Annotated in this window: 18 protein-coding genes and 1 tRNA gene; 16 read left to right on the top strand and 3 right to left on the bottom strand. The window is 46.8% G+C overall.

What is annotated here, in order from left to right; genetic code table 11:
- Positions 1-41 precede the first annotated feature (41 nt).
- The 5 genes from OCV62_RS06115 to OCV62_RS06095 all read left to right on the top strand — a co-directional run bounded on the left by OCV62_RS06115 (position 42) and on the right by OCV62_RS06095 (position 4,394).
- Entirely contained in the window at positions 42-2,207 is a 2,166-nt protein-coding gene (locus tag OCV62_RS06115) for an RNA degradosome polyphosphate kinase (RefSeq protein WP_262585611.1), read from the top strand.
- Between the two features lie 4 nt (positions 2,208-2,211).
- Positions 2,212-2,874, top strand: a complete 663-nt coding sequence (locus OCV62_RS06110) for a Maf family protein (RefSeq protein ID WP_262585610.1) — start codon at positions 2,212-2,214, stop codon at positions 2,872-2,874.
- A 46-nt stretch (positions 2,875-2,920) separates the two neighbouring features.
- Entirely contained in the window at positions 2,921-3,613 is a 693-nt protein-coding gene (locus OCV62_RS06105; RefSeq protein ID WP_262585609.1) for an HAD family hydrolase, read from the top strand.
- A 209-nt stretch (positions 3,614-3,822) separates the two neighbouring features.
- Positions 3,823-4,104, top strand: coding sequence for a helix-turn-helix domain-containing protein (locus OCV62_RS06100; protein WP_262585608.1), 282 nt, complete (start codon positions 3,823-3,825; stop codon positions 4,102-4,104).
- Positions 4,101-4,394 (top strand): glyoxalase, encoded by a 294-nt coding sequence (locus tag OCV62_RS06095; RefSeq protein WP_330667273.1) that lies wholly within the window; start codon positions 4,101-4,103, stop codon positions 4,392-4,394. The genes OCV62_RS06100 and OCV62_RS06095 overlap by 4 nt, the downstream gene beginning before the upstream one ends.
- A 71-nt stretch (positions 4,395-4,465) precedes the next feature.
- Here OCV62_RS06095 and OCV62_RS06090 read toward each other — a convergent pair whose 3' ends face one another.
- Genes OCV62_RS06090 through OCV62_RS06080 form a run of 3 tightly spaced genes read right to left on the bottom strand, consistent with a single transcriptional unit; the run spans position 4,466 to position 7,765 of the window.
- A complete protein-coding gene (locus OCV62_RS06090) occupies positions 4,466-5,281 on the bottom strand; it encodes a Cof-type HAD-IIB family hydrolase (RefSeq protein WP_021915722.1) in 816 nt (271 codons plus the stop codon).
- On the bottom strand, positions 5,274-6,131 hold the full coding sequence (locus OCV62_RS06085) for a PHP domain-containing protein (RefSeq protein WP_262585607.1): 858 nt from the start codon (positions 6,129-6,131) through the stop codon (positions 5,274-5,276). The genes OCV62_RS06090 and OCV62_RS06085 overlap by 8 nt, the downstream gene beginning before the upstream one ends.
- Complete coding sequence (locus tag OCV62_RS06080; protein ID WP_262585606.1) at positions 6,128-7,765, bottom strand: ABC-F family ATP-binding cassette domain-containing protein; 1,638 nt, start codon at positions 7,763-7,765, stop codon at positions 6,128-6,130. The genes OCV62_RS06085 and OCV62_RS06080 overlap by 4 nt, the downstream gene beginning before the upstream one ends.
- Before the next feature lie 235 nt (positions 7,766-8,000).
- On the opposite strand from OCV62_RS06080, the gene OCV62_RS06075 reads away from it, so the two are divergent.
- From OCV62_RS06075 to OCV62_RS06025, 11 genes are all read left to right on the top strand, one after another.
- Positions 8,001-8,918, top strand: coding sequence for a sensor domain-containing diguanylate cyclase (locus OCV62_RS06075; RefSeq protein ID WP_262585605.1), 918 nt, complete (start codon positions 8,001-8,003; stop codon positions 8,916-8,918).
- A 289-nt stretch (positions 8,919-9,207) separates the two neighbouring features.
- A tRNA-Arg gene (locus OCV62_RS06070) sits at positions 9,208-9,279 on the top strand.
- Between the two features lie 184 nt (positions 9,280-9,463).
- Positions 9,464-10,732 carry an SH3 domain-containing protein gene (locus OCV62_RS06065; RefSeq protein ID WP_262585604.1) on the top strand — a complete coding sequence of 423 codons (1,269 nt, stop codon included), beginning with the start codon at positions 9,464-9,466 and terminating at the stop codon, positions 10,730-10,732.
- 139 nt (positions 10,733-10,871) lie between these two features.
- Positions 10,872-11,303, top strand: a complete 432-nt coding sequence (locus tag OCV62_RS06060; RefSeq protein ID WP_021915727.1) for a hypothetical protein — start codon at positions 10,872-10,874, stop codon at positions 11,301-11,303.
- Positions 11,304-11,426: 123 nt separating this feature from the next.
- Positions 11,427-12,761 (top strand): NADP-specific glutamate dehydrogenase, encoded by a 1,335-nt coding sequence (gene gdhA, locus OCV62_RS06055; RefSeq protein WP_262585603.1) that lies wholly within the window; start codon positions 11,427-11,429, stop codon positions 12,759-12,761.
- 107 nt (positions 12,762-12,868) lie between these two features.
- Entirely contained in the window at positions 12,869-13,597 is a 729-nt protein-coding gene (locus tag OCV62_RS06050; protein WP_262585602.1) for a transposase, read from the top strand.
- 271 nt (positions 13,598-13,868) lie between these two features.
- Positions 13,869-14,387, top strand: coding sequence for an RNA polymerase sigma factor (locus OCV62_RS06045; protein WP_117959570.1), 519 nt, complete (start codon positions 13,869-13,871; stop codon positions 14,385-14,387).
- Positions 14,377-15,138 (top strand): hypothetical protein, encoded by a 762-nt coding sequence (locus OCV62_RS06040; protein WP_262585601.1) that lies wholly within the window; start codon positions 14,377-14,379, stop codon positions 15,136-15,138. Before OCV62_RS06045 ends, OCV62_RS06040 begins: the two co-directional genes overlap by 11 nt.
- Positions 15,122-15,997, top strand: a complete 876-nt coding sequence (locus OCV62_RS06035) for an ABC transporter ATP-binding protein (protein ID WP_262585600.1) — start codon at positions 15,122-15,124, stop codon at positions 15,995-15,997. Before OCV62_RS06040 ends, OCV62_RS06035 begins: the two co-directional genes overlap by 17 nt.
- Position 15,998: 1 nt before the next feature.
- Positions 15,999-17,210: an ABC transporter permease subunit gene (locus tag OCV62_RS06030; RefSeq protein WP_262585599.1), complete on the top strand. Its 1,212-nt coding sequence runs from the start codon at positions 15,999-16,001 to the stop codon at positions 17,208-17,210.
- Positions 17,211-17,416: 206 nt separating this feature from the next.
- Positions 17,417-18,940 carry an ABC transporter substrate-binding protein gene (locus OCV62_RS06025; protein WP_021915754.1) on the top strand — a complete coding sequence of 508 codons (1,524 nt, stop codon included), beginning with the start codon at positions 17,417-17,419 and terminating at the stop codon, positions 18,938-18,940.
- Positions 18,941-18,956: the final 16 nt, after the last annotated feature.

Here is an 18,956-nt window from a genome sequence, read left to right as displayed (position 1 = left end):
AAAGAACAATAGAATGCACGCTCTGCGAGCATTCTATTGTCATGAATAAAAAGAAAGGGTCAGAAAATATGGATAAGAAAGAACTTCAGAATCCCGCGTTGTATACAAACCGGGAGCTGAGCTGGCTTTTATTTAATAAAAGAGTGCTATCGGAAGCGCGCGACAAACAGCTTCTGTTATTTGAACGACTGAAATTTTTGAGCATTACCGCTTCCAATCTGGATGAATTTTTCATGGTGCGGATCGGCTCCCTTGTGGATATGATCCATGCCGAATATACCAAAAAGGACATCGCCGGAATGTCTGCAAAAGAGCAGCTGGACGCGCTGATGGAGGAAACCCATAAGTTTGCGGCGCTGCAGTATTCCACCTACAACCGGATGCTTCTGCCGCAGCTTCGGGCAAATGGGTTAAATTTTGTGGAGCATCACGAGCAGCTGACAGAGCGCCAGGCACAGTATGTGGATGAATATTTCGAAGAAAATGTGTATCCGGTTCTGACACCGATGGCGGTGGATTCTTCCAGACCGTTTCCGCTGATCCGTAACAAGACGCTGAATATCGGCGCGCTGGTTGCCAAAAAGGGAGAAAAGGATACGGAAATCGAGTTCGCAACCGTACAGGTTCCGTCTGTTTTGCCGAGAGTTGTGCGAATTCCGGCGGCGAAGGAGGGGGACACAGAGGTTGCGGTGCTGCTTCTGGAAGAGATCATTGAGCGCAACATCAGCAAGCTGTTTTTAAATTATAACGTTCTGTGTGCACATCCGTTTCGAATTACACGAAATGCCGATCTTGCAATTGATGAGGATGAGGCGGAAGACCTGCTTCTGGAAATTGAAAAACAGATCAAAAAGAGAACCTGGGGACAGGCAATCCGCCTGGAAATCGAGGCGGCTGCGGACAGACGGCTGTTAAAGATTCTGTGCCGTGAGCTTTCCGTGCGTAAGGAGGACGTTTTTGAAATCGACGGACCTCTTGACCTGACTTTTTTGATGAAGGTATACGGATTGGAGGGCTTTGACGAGCTGCGTGCGCCGAAATATACGCCTGCGCCCGTGCCGGAGTTCGACGGTACCGACAATATTTTCGATGTAATCAAAAAAGGCGACGTGCTGATGCACCATCCGTACCAGAGCTTCGTGCCGGTCGTGGACTTTATCCGGCAGGCGAGCAAAGACCCGGATGTGCTTGCGATCAAACAGACACTGTATCGTGTCAGCGGAAATTCGCCGATCATCGCGGCGCTCGCGCAGGCTGCGGAGAACGGTAAGCAGGTTTCCGTTCTGGTAGAATTAAAGGCGCGTTTCGATGAGGAAAACAACATCGTCTGGGCGAGAAAGCTGGAAAAAGCGGGCTGTCATGTTATCTATGGTTTGGTCGGCTTGAAGACCCACAGCAAGATTACACTGGTTGTCAGAAAAGAGGAGGATGGCATCCGCCGTTATGTACATCTGGGAACCGGAAACTATAACGATGCGACTGCAAAGCTCTACACCGATATCGGCATGATGACGGCAAGCGAAGCGATCGGTGAGGATGCGACGGCGGTATTCAATATGTTGTCCGGTTATTCAGAGCCGCGTTCCTGGAACCGTTTGAGCCTTGCACCGTTGTGGTTAAAAGATCGTTTCCTGTATCTGATCGAGCGGGAAAAGAAAAACGCGGAAGCTGGGCGTGAGGGACATATCATTGCAAAGATGAACTCCCTGTGCGATCGGGATATTATCGTGGCGCTGTATGAGGCGAGCCGCGCGGGTGTAAGGATTGAGCTGATCGTGCGCGGTATCTGCTGCTTAAAAGTCGGAATTCCGGGAGTGAGCGAAAATATTTCCGTGCGTTCGATCGTCGGAAACTTCCTGGAGCATGCGCGCGTATTTTACTTTGAAAATAATGGCAATCCGGAATTTTACTGTAGCAGCGCAGACTGGATGCCGAGAAATCTGGAGCGCCGAGTGGAGATTTTGTTCCCGGTCGAAGCACCTGCTTTGAAAGAAAAGCTCTGGCACATTCTGGAGGGACAGCTGCGCGACAACAAGAAAGCACATATCTTAAAGCCGGACGGCAGCTATGAAAAGGTAGACGGCCGCGGCAAGGAACCCTACTGCGCACAGGAGGTGTTCTGCAAAGAGGCACAGGAGATGAGCGTCAAAAAAGAATATCGGGACACACGGGTATTCATTCCGGAAACCCATGTGGAAATGGAGTAAGGACATGCAAAAAGAGCAAAACGTTCGGCTGGTACTGGCATCCGCATCCCCGCGGCGCCGGGAGCTGCTTTCGCAGATCGGACTGGAATTTACCGTTATGCCGAGCACAAAAGAAGAAAATGCAAAAACGACGGAGGCAGGTGCGCTGGTGCAGGAGCTGTCCCGTCAGAAAGCGGTGGATATCTGGGAGCAGCTTTCTGGCGGGCAGGGGCAGAATCCTGACGCAGATCAGGAGCAAATCTCTGAGGAAACACAGGAGCCGAATCTTAACGGAAAACGGCAGCCAGAGCTGCTGGTGATCGGCGCGGACACGGTGGTATGCTGTGAGGGAAAGATCCTCGGAAAGCCGCATAGCAGGGAAGCGGCAGCAGAAATGCTGACAGCTCTGCAGGGGCGCAGCCATGAAGTCTATACCGGCGTAACGCTTTACAGTCAAAGCGAGACGGTCACATTTTTCGAGTGCACGCAGGTGGAATTTTATCCGATGACGGAAGTGGAAATTTCCGAATACATTGACAGTAAAGAGCCGATGGACAAGGCGGGCGCTTATGGCATTCAGGGACTGGGCGCGCGGTTTGTCAAAGGCATTCGTGGTGACTATAACAATGTGGTAGGACTGCCGGTTGGGCGTCTGTACCAGGAGTTGAAAAGCCACGGATGGATGTAGAAGCAAGTTTGAAACAAAGAAGTAGAGGTTACCCGAGAAAATGCATATGAAAAAAGCAGTGATTTTTGATCTGGACGGGACGCTTGCGAATACGCTGACTTCCCTCGCCTATTGCACGAACCGGGCGCTGGAGGATTTTGGTCTACAGGCGATCCCACAGGAATGTTATAAAAAATTCGTAGGAAACGGCGCGCGTATGCAGATTACGCGGGCGTTGCGTTATGTGGGGGCAAAAGAGCAGCCCTCCCCCGTCCGGGACGATGATGGCTTTGCGGCGGTTCCGTGCCTTTTGGACGAGGTTTATGACCGATACATGGAATATTTCGCAAAGGACTGCCTGTATGAGGTCAAGCCCTATCCCGGCATTCCAGAGCTTTTAGATACATTGAAGGAGAAGAAGATTAAGATCGCCGTGTTCAGCAATAAGCCGCATGCCAACACGGTTGATGTGGTAGAAACACTGTTCGGCAAAGGCTTTTTTGATGCTGTGCAGGGACAGAAAATGAATGTCCCCAAAAAGCCCGCGCCGGACGGCGTATACGCGATTATGGAACGGCTCGACGTTTCGTCGGAGGAAACGATTTACGTCGGCGACAGCTGGGTGGATATCGAAACAGGCAGAGCCGCAGGCAACTTCGCCGTTGGCGTGCTGTGGGGATTTCGGGATGAGGAAGAGCTGCGGGAACATCATGCGGACGCGGTGATTACAGCCCCGGACGAGCTGCTGGAATTGCTGTGAAAGATATCAGCGGATTACTCTGCAATCCGCTAACATTCGGAATTTAAAAATTTTATTTTTTCTGTAACGTTTTACCGCTTTGGCAGGATATAGAAGTATAGGCTGCCGGTGCAAACTCCGATTCTGGGACGTTGAAGCAATAGAATGCACGCTCTGCGAACATGCTATTGTCTGAACAAATAAAACGGCAGCTGGAAAAGGAGAGCTTCATGGCGGAAAACAACTCAAAACAAAAACGGCGCACGCCATCGTGGTGTGCGCAGCTGCCCAATCGGCTCGGCAGGCGGATGACAGAGTATTGTCTGAGAAAAGGCTGGTCGCTGTATGTGCTTTCAGCCGCATCCGGTGTGCCGCTGACAACGATCGCGCACATCGCGGACGGGTCGACAAAAAATCCGGGAATTTATACGATCATGCGGATCTGCAGGGCGCTGGACGTCCCGCTTGCCGTGTTCCTGGACGGACTGGAAGATGAGTGTGGAAATGAATGAAAACAAAAAAGAAAAATGAGGAGGATTCTATGGGTTACGAGTATGATGAGGCGGTACTGAAGTGTTTTTTGAAGCAGCAGGACAGGCTGTTTCCGGAGCCGGTAGCAGAGGGAATGGAAGAAGCGGAAGCCTTCCTGGAGGACTGCATGGCGGTTGTTGTGGATTCCAAAGCTGCGGTGATGGAGTATTTTGAAGAAGCGGGAATCGACGTGGAGAACCCGGATCAGGTGTTGGACGAAGCAGAGGTTTTCGACGTCGGAGATGGGCGCTACCTGATCGTAGAAGGATAAAAGCGAATTAAAAAGCTCAGGGAATTTGTCACAAAGGTGGCGTTCCCTGAGCTTTTTATTCATGATACTTTTTACATCTCAAACAGCTGTAAAATCGCTTCCGAGAGTCCATCGTGGTCGTTATCCTGCTGCGTGATAAAATCGGCGCAGGCTTTGACCTCGGGCGTAGCGTTTGCCATCGCAACGGCAGTTCCGGCAGCCTGCAGCATGGAAATATCGTTTTCGGCGTCTCCGGCAGCGACACTGTTGGAAAGCGGAATCTGAAAATGCTCGCAGACGAAACGGACAGCGTTTCCCTTCCCGGCGGTCTTATCGAAAATTTCAAGATAAATCGGATTGGAAAAAATTGCGGAGATCTTGTCGCCGTATTTTTCCTGAATTCTGCTGCGAAACGCTTCCAGACGTCCGTGGTTTTCCATATCGATTGCCAGAAGCTTGCAGGGTGCGTGTCCGATCGTCTTTAAAAGATCGTCGCTGACCTGATATTCCATTCCGGTGCGGGAGCAGTAGTGTTTTACTTCGACGCCGTCTTTTGGGGCAACAACGCAGGTATCGCTGTAGGAATGTAGGTACAGGCTTTCTTCCTGCGCCATCGAAATGATATCCTCGGCGATTTCGATTGGGACACTTTTACGCATCAGAAAGGTTTTGGTGTCGCAGTCATAGACCTCGTTTCCGTTCGCAGCGATGATAACCGTATCGGGAAAGAGCAGACCGGCATTTTTCGCAACCTTTAAAACACTTGGCAGGGCACGGCCGGAGGTGAGTACCAGACGGTTGCCTGCGAGCACCATTTTGGAAAGCAGCAGCTGCATACCGGGCGAAACTTTTTTCGCGGAATTGAGCAGCGTGCCGTCTAAGTCGGTAAACAGTATTTTTTCAGACATCGAACAGTTCCTTCCTTTTTTTCTTGAGGGCAATCAGAATATCTTCCGGGATAAAAAGCTTGCCATAGCCGGTTCCAAGCTCCAGTCCGGGTTTGCTTTTTCCGTGAAAATCGGAGCCGCCGGAAATCAACAGCCCATAGCGGGCAGCCAGCTGGCGCATCTGACGCTCCTCCCCGGCGGAATAGGTCGAATAAACCGCTTCCAGCGCGATCAGTCCGGCTTCTTTTAAGTGGCGGACGAGGGAGGAAAGGTTATCTTTTCCCATATGGTAGAGCGGCGGATGGGCGAGAACCGGGATGCCCTTGACGGCGAGAATTAGGGAAACCGCCTGGGCGGGCGTGATTTTTTCCCGGGGAACAAAATATTTGGTATTGTCCCCGAGATAGCGGTCGAACGCTTCCGGCAGGTTTTTGACATAGCCGTGGTCGAGCAGATATCTGGAGTAATGACCTCTTGTGATGACGCAGTCCGGAAAGGCTTCCAGCAGCTTTTCATAGCTGATATCGATGCCGTCTGTAGCGAGGCGGGCGCACATTTTTTCATTTCGCTCTTCGCGCGCACGAACAAAGCTTCCGATCTGCTCCTGAAAAGCGGGAGCATCCTCATCGATAAAAAGACCGACGATGTGGATGTCCTTTCCATAGTATTCTGTGGAAAATTCGATTCCGGGGATGACTTCGATGCCTTTTTCCTGTCCGTATGCAACGGCCTCCTTAACACCGGCAGTCGTATCGTGGTCGGTCAGGGCAAAAGCGGTCAGCCCCTTTGCAATCGCCATATCGACAAGCTCGGAGGGCGTAAAGCTTCCATCGGATTTGTTGGAATGCACATGAAGGTCTACGGCGTTCAATCTTCGTCACCCTCTCTGTCAGCGGTGTAAACGGTACGTTTTCTCGCCATTTCATCGCTTTCCAGGTATTCGTCATAAGTGGTGATCTTGTCGATTAAGGAGCCGTCGGGCAGGATTTCCATAATGCGGTTTGCGGTCGTCTGTACGAACTGATGGTCGTGGCAGGCAAACAGCGCAACGCCCGGGAACTTGATCAGACCGTTGTTCAGTGCGGTGATGGATTCCATGTCCAGATGGTTGGTCGGCTCGTCTAAAATCAGGCAGTTTGCACCGGAAATCATCATTTTGGAAAGCAGGCAGCGCACCTTTTCACCACCGGAAAGGACTTTTACCTTTTTCACGCCATCTTCTCCTGCAAACAGCATACGTCCGAGGAAGCCGCGGACATAGGTTGCGTCCTTGACAGGAGAGTATCCGGTGAGCCAGTCTGCGATCGTATCGTCGTTGTCGAATTCTGCGGCAGGATCCTTCGGGAAGTACGCCTGGGAGGTTGTAATGCCCCATTTGTAGGTTCCTTCGTCGGGTTCAAGCTCGCCTGCAAGGATTTGGAACAGCGTGGTCTTTGCCAGCTCGTTACTGCCGACAAATGCGATCTTGTCGTTGTGACCAACGATAAAGGAGATATTGTTTAATACTTTTACGCCATTTATGGTCTTGGAGATGCCGTCTACGGTGAGGACTTCATTGCCGATCTCGCGGTCGGGGCGGAAGTCAATATAAGGGTATTTCCGGCTGGAGGGCTTGATGTCGTCCAGCTGAATCTTTTCGAGGGCGCGCTTTCTGGAAGTCGCCTGCTTGGATTTGGAAGCATTTGCGGAGAAACGGGAGATAAATTCCTGCAGCTCCTTGATCTTTTCTTCTTTCTTACGGTTTGCTTCCTTCATTTGCTTGATGAGCAGCTGGCTGGATTCATACCAGAAATCGTAGTTGCCGGCATAGAGGGTGATCTTGCCGTAGTCGATGTCTGCGATATGGGTGCAGACTTTATTTAAGAAATAACGGTCATGGGATACGACGATGACGGTATTTTCGAAATTGATCAAAAATTCTTCCAGCCATGCGATTGCATCCAGATCCAGATGGTTGGTAGGCTCGTCGAGCAGCAGGATGTCCGGGTTGCCGAACAGTGCGCGCGCCAGCAGGACTTTGACCTTTTCGCTGCCGTTTAAGTCGCGCATCATGTTGTAGTGGAGGTCAGTGTCGATGCCAAGACCGTTTAATAAAGTAGCGGCGTCAGATTCTGCGTTCCAGCCGTCCATTTCTGCAAATTCTGCTTCCAGCTCGGAAGCGCGGATGCCATCTTCATCGGTAAAATCTTCCTTTGCGTAGATGGCGTCCTTTTCCTTCATAATTTCATACAGGCGTGAGTTACCCATGATGACGGTGTCCATAACGGTGTATTCGTCATATTTAAAATGATCCTGCTCCAGCACGGAAAGACGCTGTCCGGGAGTGATGACAATATCGCCATTGGTGGTCTCAAGCTGTCCGGAAAGAATCTTTAAAAAGGTGGATTTGCCGGCGCCGTTGGCACCGATGAGGCCGTAGCAGTTGCCCTCTGTAAATTTGATGTTTACGTCTTCAAACAGCGCCTTTTTGCCGAGGCGCAGCGTCACGTTGTTTGCACTGATCATGTTGAATTACCTTTCTTTTCCTGAAAACACATAAAAAACTACAATATGATATCAATCCTTTCCTATTTTACAGAAAATCATGAATATTTCAAGTGAAAAATGACCGCCGGGCAAGCTTTTTACTGGACAAAAGGTTTTCTGGATACTATAATTTAAAGAGCGTATCATGATCAGAAAGAACAACCGGTCAAAAAGGAAAGAACAGGATGGATCAGATTCAGGAAGGAGAGCATTTATGGCATACGGTTCAATGACAATGGAGGAACGGTTAAAAGAACACATCAAAGAATACAGCCTGGAGAATCTGCTGGATCTTTCTTTGGTAAAGGCATGTTTTGAGGATATTTCCAAAGTGCTCGGGATCGAGCTTTTGCTGACGCAGCGCCACGGGGAAACCGCAGTGGAGGTCGGCAATTTTGCAGGCTTTGAGCCGGATGTTGTAAACGATCCGGGCAGAAAGCTTCGCGTATTCAATCGGACGATTGGTCATCTCTATGTAAAAATGGATCAGGCTTCCGATCAGGAGCTTGCAGAGCGCATTGTTGAACATATGATGCTGCAGTATGAAGCACTGGCGTGTGACCATTATCGTTACCGTGAGACAGCGATCTATGCAGACGAGCTGGAAGAGGCGATGGAGCAGGAGGCTTACCGCATCAAGCGCGGCGAACACGAAGACGCCCTGACTGGTTTGCTGAATAAGACCTATATGAAAGGACGCCTTCTGGAAATGCAGGAGACCGCTCCGGCTGCAGTGATCTGCGCCAATATTAATGACTGGAAATTTGTCTATGACCATTTCGGCAACGAGGAGAGTGACCGCCTGATCAAGACCGTTGCAGGTCTGATCCGCAAGGAAGCGAAGGAAGAGTACCTGATCGGCCGTGTGGACGGAGATGTATTCGAAATCGTAATTCCGACGCCGGAGGACGGAGAAGCGGAAGCGTTCTGTGACAGAATCCAGCAGACGTGTACGAACTATGAAGATCCGTATCTCGCACCTTCCCTTGCGATTGGTCTGGTTTACCGTACGAATGTGGAAGAGTCGTTCGACAAATGTTATTCCGACGCAGAATATGAGATGTGTTACAACAAGCTGGATGTCAAGCATGCAGATGGCTATAAGGAGCGCCTGGAGCATGGACTGAAATAGTTACAGTTCACTCGCACCATTCGCAAAAGCGCATTCTGCGGACATTTTGTTATCGGGAACGAAAGAATCGCCGGGGGTGCAGCTGTGACTGTGCGCCTGGCGTTTTTACCGCATGGGAAACGGATGCCTCATGCGAAACCTGTATAGTCGGAATTGTTACAGTTCCCACAAGCCATTCGTGAAAACCCTGTGAAATTCAAAAAAGTGCTGGACAATCCGGCATGCCTGTGATAAGATACAAAATAGTGATGCGTAATACATTTGTAATATATTCGTATATTGCAGTCTTGCAACCGTAGTCTAACGGATAGAACGGAGGCCTCCGACGCCTTTAATGCAGGTTCGATTCCTGTCGGTTGCATTTTATTCGCATCACTTTTTTTATTTTGACAATAGAACAGAAACCCGTAAATCAAACAGAACAGACAAAAAGGTTGTGATAGAAGATTGAAAAATAACATTTTTCAATCGCGAGATTTGTGTCTGCGCGCACTTGACACAAACTCGATATGCGCAAAAAGCGTGCGCAGAAATGAGCGGAAAGTATGAAGAACGAAAAGATGAAAGAAATTCTGGATTTTTTTCGGAATAACAAGAAAAAGACCTGTATTGGTGCAGGCGCAGGTGTTGCAGTAATTGCGGTATGTGTTGCGGTCGGTATCACGCTCGGAAACGGTGCAAAGATGACAGCTTCGAACACCGGAACACAGACGCAGACGGAAACGATGACAGAGACAGCGGAAACGGAGACAACGCTGCAGATGCCGCTGGAAGAAAATACCGTGCCGGAAGTAACGCAGCTGATTACCGAATATTATAATGCGGCTGCTGCCGGCGACATGGATACGATCAATTCCATCGTCAATACCTACGATCAGGAGACGCAGATCTATCTGCAGAAGATGAGCGAGCATATTGAAGCGTACCAGAACGTGGTCTGCTATACAAAGACAGGCCCGGTAGACGGTTCTTATTTGGTCTATGCTTATTATGAAATCAAGTTTAACGACTTGGAAACTGCAGTGCCCGGCATCAGCCCGTATTTAGTTTATCCCAGAGAGGACGGAAGCCTGTATATTTATGAAGGCGATGTGGAGGATTCGGTCAATCAGTATCTGGAAGATATTTCCGCGCAGGACGACGTCATTGACCTGATGAATCGGGTACAGGTTGTCTTTAATGAAGCGGTTATGCAGGATGATACACTCAACAATTATCTGGCGCAGCTAAAAGAAGATCTGCAGGTAGAGGTCGGTGAAGCTTTGGCAGAGGCTGAGACGGCTTCTGAAGAGGAGACGCAACCTGCAGAGACGGCAGCAGAAGCTCAGACTACTGTAACAAAGGTAGAAGCGACAGACGTTGTCAATGTGCGTTCCTCCGACAGTGAGCAGGCAGAGCGTCTCGGCAAGGTGGCGGTCGGCGAAGTGCTGAAACTGCTGGAGAAGAAGGAAAATGGCTGGTCTAAGATCGAATATAACGGCAAAGAAGGCTATATCAAATCGGAGTATTTAAAGGACGTGGAAGAAACACAGGAGGCTCAGGCAGAGTCTTCCGCTTCCGAAGCTGCACAGACGGCAGAGTCTTCTGCAGCTACAACATCGACGTCCTCGGATTTGCCTGCATCCGGCAAGATCAAGATCGCACAGACAATCAACATCCGGAAGGCCTGCAGCGAAACTGCGGACAAGATTGGAACCGCATTTCCAGGCGAAACGTTGGAAATTGTGATGCAGCAGGCGGACGGCTGGACTAGAGTCAAATATAACGGCGAAACCGGCTATGTAAAGACTGAAGTTTTAAAAGTTTTAAAATAAGAAAAACGGTATTCTTTCCCGATTTTTGGGAACGCTAAGACCGGAAGTGTTTCTGACAGTGAGATACACTTCCGGTTTTTACGTTACAGGAAATGATGCTATCCTGTTTTCGGGACAGAAAAAGGGAGGAATGCCGGATATGAAAAATGACGATATTGAACTGCTTCGGGAGGTTCAGAAGAATGCGGAAATGGGGATGCATGCTCTGGAGGTCATTAACCCGAAGGTGTACGACGATTCGATGGCGCTGATGCTGGCGCGGGAATCCTTTAAATATGGGGAACTTCACGACCGCGCGAGGGCGGTGCTGCTTTCGAAAAACCAGACGCCGGACCCAGTCAACAAGGTAAAGCAGCTGATGCTGACTGCGTCCATTCAGGGGAACACGCTGTTTAATGCCACTACGAGCCATATGGCGGAAATGCTGATCCGCGGCAGCAGCATGGGGATGACCAGTCTCTGGAAAGCGATGAACCGGAATGAAAAAGCGGATGGACAAGCGCTGGAGCTTGCCGGGGAGCTGCTGGATTTTGAGGAAAACAATATCCGAGAGCTGAAAAAGTATCTTTAACGCAAAAGCAGTTCAAAAAAATTCGGAAATTTTTTAGTTTAATGTGATAAAGTGCTTGCATTGAAAAAACAATAAGTATATAATAGCTTCGAAACTGAACAACTGGACAAGGAGGAAAGATTTATGTCATATGTTGATGAGGTGATTGCGCAGGTTGTTGAGAAAAACCCTGTTCAGCCCGAATTCCATCAGGCAGTAAAAGAAGTACTGGAGTCTCTGCGCGTCGTTGTAGAGGCAAACGAAGAAGAATTTCGTAAAAACGCGCTCCTGGAGAGACTGACGAATCCGGAAAGACAGATTATGTTCCGCGTTCCCTGGGTAGACGATAAGGGACAGGTTCAGGTAAACACTGGTTTCCGCGTACAGTTTAACAGTGCAATCGGACCCTACAAGGGCGGACTGCGTTTCCATCCTTCCGTAAATCTTGGTATTATCAAATTCCTGGGCTTTGAACAGGTATTTAAAAATTCGCTGACAGGTCTTCCGATCGGCGGCGGTAAGGGCGGCAGCGATTTTGATCCGAAGGGCAAATCTGATCGTGAGATCATGGCATTTTGCCAGAGCTTTATGACAGAGCTGTATCGTCATATCGGTGCAGACACAGACGTTCCTGCCGGTGATATCGGTGTAGGCGGTCGTGAGATCGGATATTTATATGGACAGTACAAGAGAATCCGCGGTCTGTATGAAGGTGTGCTGACCGGAAAAGGCCTTACCTACGGCGGCTCTCTTGCTAGAAAAGAAGCAACCGGCTATGGTCTGCTGTACATGACCCGTGAAATGCTGAAGGAAAATGGCATTGAACTCGCAGGAAAGACTGCAATTGTTTCCGGTGCCGGAAACGTTGCGATCTATGCAATTGAAAAAGCATATCAGCTGGGTGCAAAGCCTGTTACTGCCACAGATTCCACCGGCTGGATCTATGATCCGGAAGGTGTTGATCTGGAAGCATTAAAAGAGATCAAGGAAGTGAAACGTGCAAGACTTTCTGAGTACACCAAGTATCGTCCGAACGCGGAATATCATGAGGGCAAGGGCGTATGGAGTGTGAAAGCTGATATCGCACTTCCCTGTGCGACTCAGAATGAGCTGCAGTTAGAGGATGCGAAGGCACTGGTTGCAAATGGTGTGATCGCTGTCTGCGAGGGTGCTAACATGCCTACCACTCTGGAAGCTACCCAGTATCTGCAGGAAAATGGCGTTTTATTCGTTCCCGGCAAGGCAGCAAACGCAGGCGGCGTAGCTACCAGTGCACTGGAGATGAGCCAGAACAGCGAACGTTTGAGCTGGACATTCGAGGAAGTAGATGCAAAGCTGCAGCAGATCATGATCAACATCTTCCACAACATGGATGATGCAGCCAAGAAATATGGCAAAGCAGGAAATTATGTTGCAGGCGCAAACATTGCAGGCTTCGAGAAAGTCGTAGATGCTATGAACGCCCAGGGTATTGTTTAATAAGTACGAAAAAGGGGCTGTCGCACTAACGTGCGGCAGCTCATTTTATATATCCAACACAAAACGCCGAGCTTCGAAAAGCCCGGCGTTCGTGGTATAATCAGTTTATGCGACTAAACAAAATAATACAGAGAAATTATACCTCATTTTCGCTGGATTATCAAATCAAACTTCCGCTGGATTTAGAAATTTCTATTCCATCTGATGATCCAGTTCGTCTGGTAAGTACCTTTGTGGAGGAAATGGACCTTTCTGAACTATATAAAACTTATGGCAGGATCAGAAAAAATCAGGCAACGCCGCGTCAGATGCTGAAACTCGTTATCTATGCAGCAATGAATCGAATCTACTCAAGTCGAGATATCCGAAAAGCATGTAAACGGGATATTACGAAAAATCAGGCCCGGTTATACACAAAACTAACTTCTTTTGTGGCTGAATGCGAAGAACTCTATGGAATCAGGACCGTATACCATGACCAGATATCCATCCACACATTAAAACGGTTAAAAAAGCAGTTGTGCCGCGCCAAAGTACAGGAGGGAATTGTGTTCGTGCATGGAATTGGACGTAGAAAAACACAGTTGCAGAAATCCCTGGAACGGATCACAAGTGAGTATGGAACGATGCTCCGTATGAATCGCAGTATTCAGGCCGAAGGTTCATTTGCTGATGTAAAGGAAGACATGAATTTTCGAAGATATCTGTACCGAGGAAAAGCAAATGCACTGGTAGAGAGCATCCTTTTGGCGATGGGACGAAATATCAATAAGCTTCATTGCAAGATTCAGACCGGAAGAACGGGGAGTCATCTTTTTTCATTAAAGACAGCATAGATTTTAATGGTTGAAAACAAAACAGTTTGAAATCAGGCATGCCGAAAGGGATGTCTGGGAATGAACTGTGTTTATAAGGGATGGGGGCGAAATCACGACCGATTTCGCCCCCATTTGGGCATAAAGCAGGGCTGCCGCCCAGCAAAAAATATTTGCTAGTGCGACAGCCCCTTAATTCGTTTTAAGAAAAAATGAGGAATCTTTTAATCGTTTTAAGTGCATAACCCGTTATTATATATATACAGATATTCAATGGAAAGGAGTCGGATGCGTGTTGAGTGATGACAAATTAGTGGAACAGATTTTACTTGGAAATGAAAATGCAGCAGAAGAATTGATAAAACGCTATTATACATCTATTTTACGTTACTGTAGGTGGCATTGCTCTAATCTGGAAAAAGCAGAAGACCTGACTCAGGAAACATTTTTGAAGTTGTTTAAGAATTTATCCGGATATAAAGGGAAAAAGAAATTTAAGGCTTATCTATACACAATTGCAAATCATTTATGTATTGATGAAAGTAGGAAGGTTGAGTTTTCTCCATTAGAAGATGAAGAAAATACAGTGCATGAGTATAACGACATAGTTCGGCTAGAGGATAGGGCAGAGATAAGCTATTTTTTGAAATTTTTATCATCAGAACAAAGGGAAGCAGTCATTCTACGCTTTGGAGAACAACTTAGTTTTGGAGAGATTGCAAAAGTGATGGGATGCAATATGCGAACAGCACAAAGCAGGGTTCGTAATGCTTTAAAAATTATGAGAAAGGAGCAGGAAAATGAAAGATAAAAATTTGAAGGGCTATTTACAGCAATCTTTAGGAGAGGAAGTACAGCCTAAAAGATTAGAGGAAACGATTAAGCTTTGCACTAAAATTGTACGAGAACAGGAAGTGACTAGGGCAGAACCGAGGACAGGTTTCTTTCCCTATCTTTCAGACGTATTTCGCTTTGAAGGTATTCCAATATTTGGTTTGCAGGCAGTAACGTTATTTATAGTTTGTTTAACAATTGCCAGCATAGCAGACGTGCCAAAGAATATACCAATTTTTATGCCGCTGTTTGTATTAGCTATCATGCCAGCAATTTTTAAAAGCCAGTATTATGGAATGAGCGAGATGGAAGCGGTAACAAGAGCTTCTGGTGCCCAAATCACGTTAGCAAAGCTGGTTTTGGCTGGGGCAGCTAATTTGGTGTGTATAACAATTCTTTTGTGTATGGAAGTTTATTTGCAAAATTCCTATAAAGAGATTGGACAGATGGTCCTATACTGCCTGGTTCCATACTTAGTGTGTATGGTTGCGTTGCTGCGTTTGATCCGTTTGCAAAAGAAACAGAGTTTACAGATATGTGCGATTGTAATGCTGGGTTCCTGCATTTGTTGGGGGATGTCAGCAAGAATATTGCCATGGTTATATGAAACATCAGCAGTGGGGGTGTGGATTGTTACATTTTTGATTTTTGCTATGTTCTTTATAAATGAAATTCATTATATTGCAAAGATGAGAAAGGAAGGAAAAATGTATGGAATTGTCGCTTGATCGTTTAACAAAACAGTATGGCAGGAAAATAGCGGTAGATTGTGTTAGTGCAACCTTAAAGCCGGGAGTATATGGTCTTTTGGGGGCTAACGGTGCTGGTAAAACAACATTGATGCGTATGCTATGTGCTGTTTTGGAGTCAACCTCAGGGGAGGTACTGCTGGATGGAAAAGAAGTAACTTCGATGGGGGCAGATTACCGGAATGTGTTGGGTTATTTACCACAGGATTTTGGATATTATCCAAATTATACTGCGGTGGAGTTCTTAATGTACATTGCAGCACTGAAAGGAATACCGAAGAATGTTGCAAAAAAACGTGTGACTGAATTGTTGGAAGTAGTTGATTTAAGCCATGTGGCAAACAAAAAAGTAAAAACTTTTTCCGGTGGTATGAAACAAAGAGTAGGAATTGCACAGGCGTTACTTAATAATCCGAAAATTTTGATTTTGGATGAGCCGACTGCAGGACTTGATCCGAAAGAGCGTGTCCGTTTTCGTAATCTGCTCTCAGAGTATGCAGGCGATAAAATTGTAATTCTTTCCACACATATTGTATCGGATATAGAAGCAATAGCAGATGAAGTGCTATTGATGAAAAAGGGAAAACTTGTATTGCAGGGTACGGTTCCTGAGTTGATTCACAAGGCAAATGGTAAGGTTTGGGAGCTTTCTGTTTCTCCACAAGAAGCTAGACAATGGCAGACAAAAACAACGGTTGCTAATTTACGGCACGAAGGAAAAGAAATTATATTGCGTATTATTTCAGACAATATGCCTAGTGAGCGAGCGGTGCCTTGTGAAGCTACATTGGAAGATCTTTATTTATTTTATTTTCCCACAGAGGAAGGAGGAAAATAGAATGGAACTATTTTGGTTAGAGCATAAAAAGTTATGGCGAAAGAAAATTGTTAAAATATGTGTGTTGTTGTGTTTTGTTTATTGTGTAATTTTTGGAAGCATACTTTCGTTTCAATGGTTTGGTTTTGGCAGTTCAGATGACTATACAAGTGCTTTTGGCAATAATTTTGATGGATATACAGTAATAAAGGATAGTCAGGAATATGCACTTTCATTTGGTGGAGAATTGACGGATGAAACCTTGCAGCAAATAGTAAGTGATTATCAGCAAATGGAAGCTGACGGTATGGAGGAAGAACTGGAAAAGACAGACTGGCAGATAGTGAATAGTTGGCTCGGAACATTGTATCCGGAGCTTCGAGATACCAGTAATTATAAAACGATGATAAGCTATGTTGATCCGGATAAGTTAACAGGCTTCTATGAAAGAAGACAGCAGGTGCTTGATGAGTTTTTGGAGATCAGTGGTCAGGTAGGAGCTGAAAAAGAGTTTTTGCATCAGATGGAGCGAAAGGTAGAAAAACCATTTCATTATGAATGGGTAGAAGGATGGTCAACGCTTCTTGGTAGTATGGTTGCGGATCTGGGAGTTGTGATGGCTTTGTTTCTCGGAATTGTTTTATCCTCTTTATTTGCGGGCGAATGGCATGATAATACAAGCACACTAGTATTGACGACTCGAAATGGTTGGGGGAAAATCGCTCTTGCCAAAATTCTTACTGGTTTCGCGTTTACAGTGGAGTTATTTGCATTACTTGCTGTTTCAAGTATTATATCGCAGTTGTTTTTTATGGGAACTGCCGGATGGGATATGCCGATTCAGAATATCAAGCTGATTGCTGTTGCACCTATGAATATGCTGCAGGCAGAAATTTATGAATATGCTTTTGTACTGCTTGGAGCAATAGGTTTTGCCGGAATTGTTATGTTTATATCAGCGGCTGTAAAAAATAATGTACTTACCTTACTGCTTAGTCTGGCTGTTGTATATGGACCAATGATGATTGCAGAATATCTTCCTTATGAAATGCAAAAAGCATTGGATTTAATACCATTGGTAGGAAGTTCAACAGATATTTTCAGAACGAATACTTTTCGTATTTTTGGGAAGCTTATCTGGTCACCATATCTACTTATTACAATTCCTGTCTTGATTGGTATTCTATGTATGCCATTCGCTATAAAGAGCTGGTCAAGAAGGATGAAGGCATAAGAATCGTCCAACAGTGAATGCCGACAGAATATGGCTTTTCCTTCACAAAACAGGTGGAGGAGAGGCCATTTTTTCGTTTTATGGGACACAAAGGTCAGAAGAGTGATATTCCGATGTCAAATCAGTTATAGAGTTGCAAGTCAAAATCCTGCTATAATTCAACCATCAAAGGTCACGCAACACGATACGTGAAAAGGAGAAAAAGTATGAAGAAAAAAGTGTTAGCAGGCATTCTTGCAGCAACTATGGTATTTTCCATGGCAGCATGCGGAAGCACAGGATCCGATTCTGATTCCGGTTCCTCCGCAGCTTCCGGAAGTACAGCAAAGACAGAGGAAGAAGGCGAGCCGTACACCGTAACTATGGTACTGCAGGGAACTACACAGCCGGATGAAGAGAGAATCGAAGAAAAAATCAACGAGATTCTGGAGCCGGAGCTGAACGCAAAGCTCGATATCGTTGTTCTTCCGTGGGCAAGCGCATCTCAGCAGTTACAGCTGATGCTTTCCGGCGATGAGAAAATTGATCTTCTGTACACAAGTGCAACAACAGCTGTACAGTACATGCACTCCGGACAGATCATGGATATGTCTGAACTGATTGACAAATACGGCACAAACCTGAAAGATATCTATGGCGAGGATATTGCAAAAACCAATCAGGTTGGCGGATTTGTCTATGGCGTTCCAGGTCAGATCGAGCGAGGCAGCATTCCGGCTATTTTCATGAGAAAAGACCTGGTAGAGAAATATAACATCAATACCGATGAAATCAAAGAGCCGAAGGATATGGAGAAAGTATTTGAGATCGTACAAGCAGGCGAGCCTGATATGACTATGCTGTTCTCCTGCAACGGCGGTGATACGCCTCTGGGACGTCTGTTCCGCGGTGATGGACTCGGCGATACCAACACTGGCGTTCTGATGGATCAGACCAACAGCACAACCGTAGAAAACTACTTTGCAACAGACTGGTTCAAAGATACCGCAAGCATGCTGTATGACTGGTATCAGAAAGGCTATATCAGCAAGGATGCCGGAACAAACACAGAAAGCTGGAGAACCGTATTCAAAGCAGGAAACGTGTTCTCCCTGTTCTACGCTTATCATCCGGGTACCCCGGTTGAGTTCCAGAGCTCTACAGGATATGAGTTTGAAATTGTACCGTTCTATGATGAGCAGATCATCAACTCATCCGCTTACGGCTCAGTTATTTATTCTATAGCACAGAACTCCGAGAATCCGGAAAAAGCAATTCAGGTTCTCGATTACATCTATGGCAGCCCGGAAGTCATGAACCTTCTGAACTGGGGCGAAGAGGGAATCGACTACGTAGTAGAAGATGAAGAAAACGGAATCATCAACTACCCGGACGGCGTAACAGCAGACAACGTAGGCTACAGCTACAACTGCGGATGGGAGCTTCCGAACCAGTTTATCGCATACAAATGGGATGGATCTGACCCGCAGCTCTGGGAAAAAATGGAAGAATTCAACGCTTCCGGTATTAAGTCGAAAGCACTGGGATTTGTCTTTGACAACAGTGAATATGTGGATCAGGTAGCAGCTCTGAACAACGTAATCAGCCAGTACAGCGGCGCACTTTACAGCGGCTCCGGAGATCCGGACGAACTGCTTCCGCAGTTCCTTGAGGCGCTGGATGATGCGGGAATCGATGATGTCATTGCTGCAAAGCAGGAGCAGCTGGATGCATTTCTTGCAGAGAAATAGGCACCATAATTTGTAA

The sequence above is a fragment of the Gallintestinimicrobium propionicum genome (assembly GCF_025567525.1).
In the GTDB taxonomy this organism is placed as follows: domain Bacteria; phylum Bacillota; class Clostridia; order Lachnospirales; family Lachnospiraceae; genus Gallintestinimicrobium; species Gallintestinimicrobium propionicum.
The sequence above is the reverse complement of the archived record's forward strand: the minus strand, read 5'-3'. Positions and strand labels throughout refer to the sequence as shown.

Coding starts and splice junctions, on each gene's coding strand:
- OCV62_RS06115 (WP_262585611.1), top strand. CDS start 42: ATGAATAAAAAGAAAGGGTCAGAAAATATGGATAAGAAAGAACTTCAG.
- OCV62_RS06040 (WP_262585601.1), top strand. CDS start 14,377: ATGAAAGATAAAAATTTGAAGGGCTATTTACAGCAATCTTTAGGAGAG.
- OCV62_RS06100 (WP_262585608.1), top strand. CDS start 3,823: ATGGCGGAAAACAACTCAAAACAAAAACGGCGCACGCCATCGTGGTGT.
- OCV62_RS06025 (WP_021915754.1), top strand. CDS start 17,417: ATGAAGAAAAAAGTGTTAGCAGGCATTCTTGCAGCAACTATGGTATTT.
- OCV62_RS06060 (WP_021915727.1), top strand. CDS start 10,872: ATGAAAAATGACGATATTGAACTGCTTCGGGAGGTTCAGAAGAATGCG.
- OCV62_RS06030 (WP_262585599.1), top strand. CDS start 15,999: ATGGAACTATTTTGGTTAGAGCATAAAAAGTTATGGCGAAAGAAAATT.
- OCV62_RS06065 (WP_262585604.1), top strand. CDS start 9,464: ATGAAGAACGAAAAGATGAAAGAAATTCTGGATTTTTTTCGGAATAAC.
- OCV62_RS06105 (WP_262585609.1), top strand. CDS start 2,921: ATGAAAAAAGCAGTGATTTTTGATCTGGACGGGACGCTTGCGAATACG.
- OCV62_RS06110 (WP_262585610.1), top strand. CDS start 2,212: ATGCAAAAAGAGCAAAACGTTCGGCTGGTACTGGCATCCGCATCCCCG.
- OCV62_RS06095 (WP_330667273.1), top strand. CDS start 4,101: ATGAAAACAAAAAAGAAAAATGAGGAGGATTCTATGGGTTACGAGTAT.
- OCV62_RS06090 (WP_021915722.1), bottom strand. CDS start 5,281: ATGTCTGAAAAAATACTGTTTACCGACTTAGACGGCACGCTGCTCAAT.
- OCV62_RS06080 (WP_262585606.1), bottom strand. CDS start 7,765: ATGATCAGTGCAAACAACGTGACGCTGCGCCTCGGCAAAAAGGCGCTG.
- OCV62_RS06075 (WP_262585605.1), top strand. CDS start 8,001: ATGGCATACGGTTCAATGACAATGGAGGAACGGTTAAAAGAACACATC.
- gdhA (WP_262585603.1), top strand. CDS start 11,427: ATGTCATATGTTGATGAGGTGATTGCGCAGGTTGTTGAGAAAAACCCT.
- OCV62_RS06035 (WP_262585600.1), top strand. CDS start 15,122: ATGGAATTGTCGCTTGATCGTTTAACAAAACAGTATGGCAGGAAAATA.
- OCV62_RS06050 (WP_262585602.1), top strand. CDS start 12,869: ATGCGACTAAACAAAATAATACAGAGAAATTATACCTCATTTTCGCTG.